Source organism: Persicitalea sp. (assembly GCF_041751555.1).
Lineage (GTDB): Bacteria > Bacteroidota > Bacteroidia > Cytophagales > Spirosomataceae > Persicitalea.
Genome location: NZ_JBGSXF010000677.1, coordinates 1 through 3,971 on the forward strand (window position 1 = coordinate 1; position 3,971 = coordinate 3,971).

Sequence of the window (3,971 nt, forward strand, 5' to 3'; positions counted from 1 at the left end):
TTCCAGCACCGAGCCGCGTTACCGCCAAATCGGCAAGGACTATATTATTGAAGGAATCAAAATCGCCGCCGACGTGGGAAGTCCGATTTTCAGCGGGCCGCTGTACTCCGCCGTGGGCAAGACGCGCATCGTTTCCCCCGATCAGAAGAAGCAGGAACGCGCCTGGTGCGTTGAGATACTGGCGGAAGTAAGCCAAGTGGCCGTTGACCACGGCATTGTGCTGGGTTTGGAACCTTTGAACCGTTTTGAAACGGACATGATCAATACGATGGATCAGGCGATGGCCCTCGTGCAGGAAGTCGATAACCCCAATTTGCGAATCGTGCTGGATACTTTCCACGCCAATATCGAAGAAAAAGACATCCCCGACGCCATCCGCAAACTAGGCAAAGATCTCCTCTGCCACGTACAGGGCAACGAAAGCGATCGCGGAACGCCCGGCACCGCACACCTTGAATGGGAAGGCATCCGCGACGCCCTGGTAGAGATTGGTTATGATGGCGCGATGGTGATCGAAACTTTCGGTCAGCCTTCGGAGGCGTTGGCTCGGGCTACCTGCATTTGGCGGCCGCTGGCGAATAGTGCGGATGAATTAGCGAGTGAGGGGTTGGCTTTTTACAAAAGAATGTATTCATAGAATATGAATTATGAGAACCCACTTAGGTATGGATATTGACGAACAGAAATGGGCCACAGTCGGCCATTTTCTGTTCGTCAATATCTTACTTTTTTACTCAGCGCACATCCAGCACTTTCACCGTCTGGCTCTGCGTGGCCGTACTTACCCGCAAAATCAGCATACCGCCGGAGCCTGCGCCCAAGCCCAGCGTTTGCCGCTCAACTACCCCCGCTTTTTCAATGCTCTGCCGACTGATTGCTCGACCGTTGAAGTCCAGCAGTTGCAAGTCAAGGCGCTGACCCTGCGCCCCGCGAACTTCAAACTCCACCTGGCCCTTGCCCGTCGGGTTGCCCAGCAGCGTCACTTGCAGTTCCCTGTCCGGCTCTTCGGCTAAGGTCCGACGCTCGGCCCCTAGCCGCGAGGAGGATGCGCCACAGGCCGCCAGCCAGCCGTAGCGGAAGCTGACTTGTGGCCTGCCGCCTTGACTAGCCCGCAGGTTGATGGAGGGATTATCGAGGTAAAGCTTGATAGTATAAGGACCGGGTATGGTAGTGGCAACCAGCTCGCTCTGGACATCGAAAGTGATCGGCGAGCCGTCTGTCCCGGCGTAGGTCGGCGTGAAGGTAAGGTTGCGGGCCGCTTCGCCCGGTACTTCCGTGCAGCTCACGCCGCTCACCCCCGTGATGGCGAACTCGCCCGGAACGGGCGGATCGACAGGCGGCGGCGCGGTGCCGCAAGCCGCCAGCCAGTCGTACCGATAGCTAACCCGAGTACCGCCGTCCTGGCTGGCCCGCAGGTTGATGGAGGGATTGTCGAGGTAAAGCTTGATAGTATAAGGACCGGGTGCGGTAGTGGCAACCAGCTCGCTCTGGACATCGAAAGTGATCGGCGAGCCGTCTGCCCCGGCGTAGGTCGGCGTGAAGGTAAGGTTGCGGGCGGCCTCTCCGGGTACTTCCGTGCAGCTTACGCCGCTCACGCCCGTGATAGCGAAGTCTCCAGGTGGCGGTGTCGTAGTGCCGATCACCAAATCACCCGTGGTGGCGGCCCTGGTGCAGCCGTCTTTGGTACACAGGGCGGTCACCCGGAAAGTACCTGGATCAGAAATGGTATAGGAATCACCGCTCCTCCTCCCAATGCCAGGGCCGGAAATCAGAAACTCCAATATGCCCGTGCAACCCGTGGCCGTAACCGTGATGGGCGCACCAGTCGTAGTAGTGCCGGGGGTAACTGTCAGCGTGGGAGGGTCTGGGCAAAGTTCAGTATCCTCGTAAGCCCCCAGGTCTATGGTACCGCCGATGATGCGTGAATTGCCCGCCAAGTCGGTAGAGGTGGAGTTGACCGTGTTGAGGCCCGCGTCGATGGCGGGCGAACCCGCCCGCAGCCGCGTGTCGGTGGCGGAGGCGAAGGGGGAAACCAGCGTGGTGAAATTAGGGTCTAACAAACTTCGGTATCCGGTCACTGACTCATCGAACAACGTATAGGCCGCAAAGATTTGGGTAATCCCGGTCAGCAGCGGCGTAAAATTAAAAAAAGTGTTGGCATCGCCATTGTTCCAAAACACGCAGTTGGTCAGCGAGGGCCGCGTGTCATTAAGCGGGCTGGAAACGTTGTACATCGCCCCGCCGCTAATAGCCGTGTTCCCCTGAAACGAGCAGTTGACGAAAATCGGGCTGCTGTCAATATTGGCAACCGCCCCGCCTTGTCTGTTGGCATTATTTCTCTGCAACGAGCAGTTGACCAGCCGGGGGGCGCTGTTGTCTCTATTAGAGATCGCCCCGCCGTTAAAAGCCGTATTGCTATTCAGCGTGCAATTGATGAGTTGTGGACTGCTTGCCTCATTGTAGATGGCACCGCCGATGGCGGCGGAATTCCCATTGAACGTGCAGTTCCTTACTTGGGCATTGCTGCCGTTTTTGTTTACCATTCCTCCGCCGGAACCGCCAAACAGGGTACCGTAAGGAGCCGAATTGGTCACGAACGAGCAGTTGGAGAGTTGCGGACTGCTTTCGCTGTTATAAATGGCTCCACCTTCGGAAGCCGCATTGCCTTGAAAGAGACAGTTGGTAATCCTGGGGCTGCTGCGGACATTGTACATACCCGCACCAAAAACGTCGGAAGAAGTCGGGTCGTCGGCATTGCCGCCCGTAATCATAAAGCCGTCCAAAAGCGCAATGGAAGTTAAGTTCGCCCCTTCGTTGTTGATCACGTGGTAGCTGTTGCCCGTCCTGGTGCCGTCCCCGTCGATGTCGCCGCTGAGGATCGTTCTGTTGGTGGCCGGGTCGCGGTTGCGGTCGCCGAGGTTCATCTGCCCGCTCGTGAAGCCGCCGTAGATTTCCACACCTTGCTTCATTCTGAAAGAAGCTTCGCGGTCGGTTGCGGTGGTCGTAGGCTTGTAGGTGCCGGAGGCTACCCAGATGTGGTCGCCGGCAGTGGCGGCACTCAGGGCAGTCGTCAGGCTTTTGTGGGCCGTGGCCCAAGAGAGGCCGTCGCCCGTGTCATCGGGGCGGCTGGCGTCCACGTAGCGTGTGCTTGCAGCCGAAGCGGGCGCGGCCAGCGCGCACAGCAGGAATAAGAGCAGTAGTTTTCGCATGACAATCAGGATTTAGGTGAAAGGTTCGATGACAGGTGGTTCTTGCCATCGGTCATAAATTACTGGTTGTCAATTTAATGAAAAGATAGATACGCTGAAAAAAAATTTATTTTACGGTCGCTTTTAGAAGTAATTTGTATTTTGCGATAGGGTTCTTGCAAAGAAATAATTGCTTGAAAAACAATTACTCAAATCAAGGCTATGGAACATAGACTCGTCGTTGCGTTGCTTCTAATCACTTCTGTTGGAAGAAATTCACCCGCTTTCGGGCAAAGCAAAAAGGCATCCGCGACGCCCTGCAAGAAATCGACTACTACGGAGCGATGGTGATCGAGACTTTCGGGCAGCCCTCGGAGGCGTTGGCGCGGGCTACTTGTATTTGGCGTCCGCTGGCGAATAGTGCCGATGAGTTGGCGAGTGAGGGGCTGGCGTTTTATGAGGGGATGTTCTCGTAAAAATTAATAAATTTGCGAACTGGTACCTATCAATTATTTAAAAGCGAAAATTGGGCAATGAGAAGTGGCCAATTGTCCTATAACATCATTTCCCAGACCTTTCGACGTAGTAGGTCTGTGGGGACACCTAGAGTATATACACAAATAAAAGCCACTAGATCTAAACATCCGATTCCGTGAGTTGTGCACCCATAGCACTAGCAACAGAGGGGTTGTAGGCACATATCATACGGTGAAATAAATATCTTGACAAATATTTTCAATTCTATAAAATTCTGACTTCCAGTCTATTGAAAAGATGTGTATA

3 protein-coding genes are annotated in these 3,971 nt (G+C 55.0%); 2 read left to right on the top strand and 1 reads right to left on the bottom strand.

Annotated features, from left to right (window positions below; genetic code table 11):
• Positions 1-637: sugar phosphate isomerase/epimerase family protein (locus ACEW8P_RS23915; RefSeq protein ID WP_373515580.1), on the top strand; the 637-nt coding region annotated here is incomplete at its 5' end.
• A 97-nt stretch (positions 638-734) separates the two neighbouring features.
• Here the strand turns inward: ACEW8P_RS23915 and ACEW8P_RS23920 are convergent.
• Complete coding sequence (locus ACEW8P_RS23920; protein ID WP_373515581.1) at positions 735-3,209, bottom strand: choice-of-anchor Q domain-containing protein; 2,475 nt, start codon at positions 3,207-3,209, stop codon at positions 735-737.
• 323 nt (positions 3,210-3,532) lie between these two features.
• On the opposite strand from ACEW8P_RS23920, the gene ACEW8P_RS23925 reads away from it, so the two are divergent.
• Complete coding sequence (locus ACEW8P_RS23925; RefSeq protein ID WP_373515582.1) at positions 3,533-3,664, top strand: hypothetical protein; 132 nt, start codon at positions 3,533-3,535, stop codon at positions 3,662-3,664.
• Positions 3,665-3,971 lie beyond the last annotated feature (307 nt).

Bases quoted from the DNA above. Each gene is read 5' to 3' on its own strand.
- ACEW8P_RS23920 (WP_373515581.1), bottom strand. From the start codon at position 3,209: ATGCGAAAACTACTGCTCTTATTCCTGCTGTGCGCGCTGGCCGCGCCC.
- ACEW8P_RS23925 (WP_373515582.1), top strand. From the start codon at position 3,533: ATGGTGATCGAGACTTTCGGGCAGCCCTCGGAGGCGTTGGCGCGGGCT.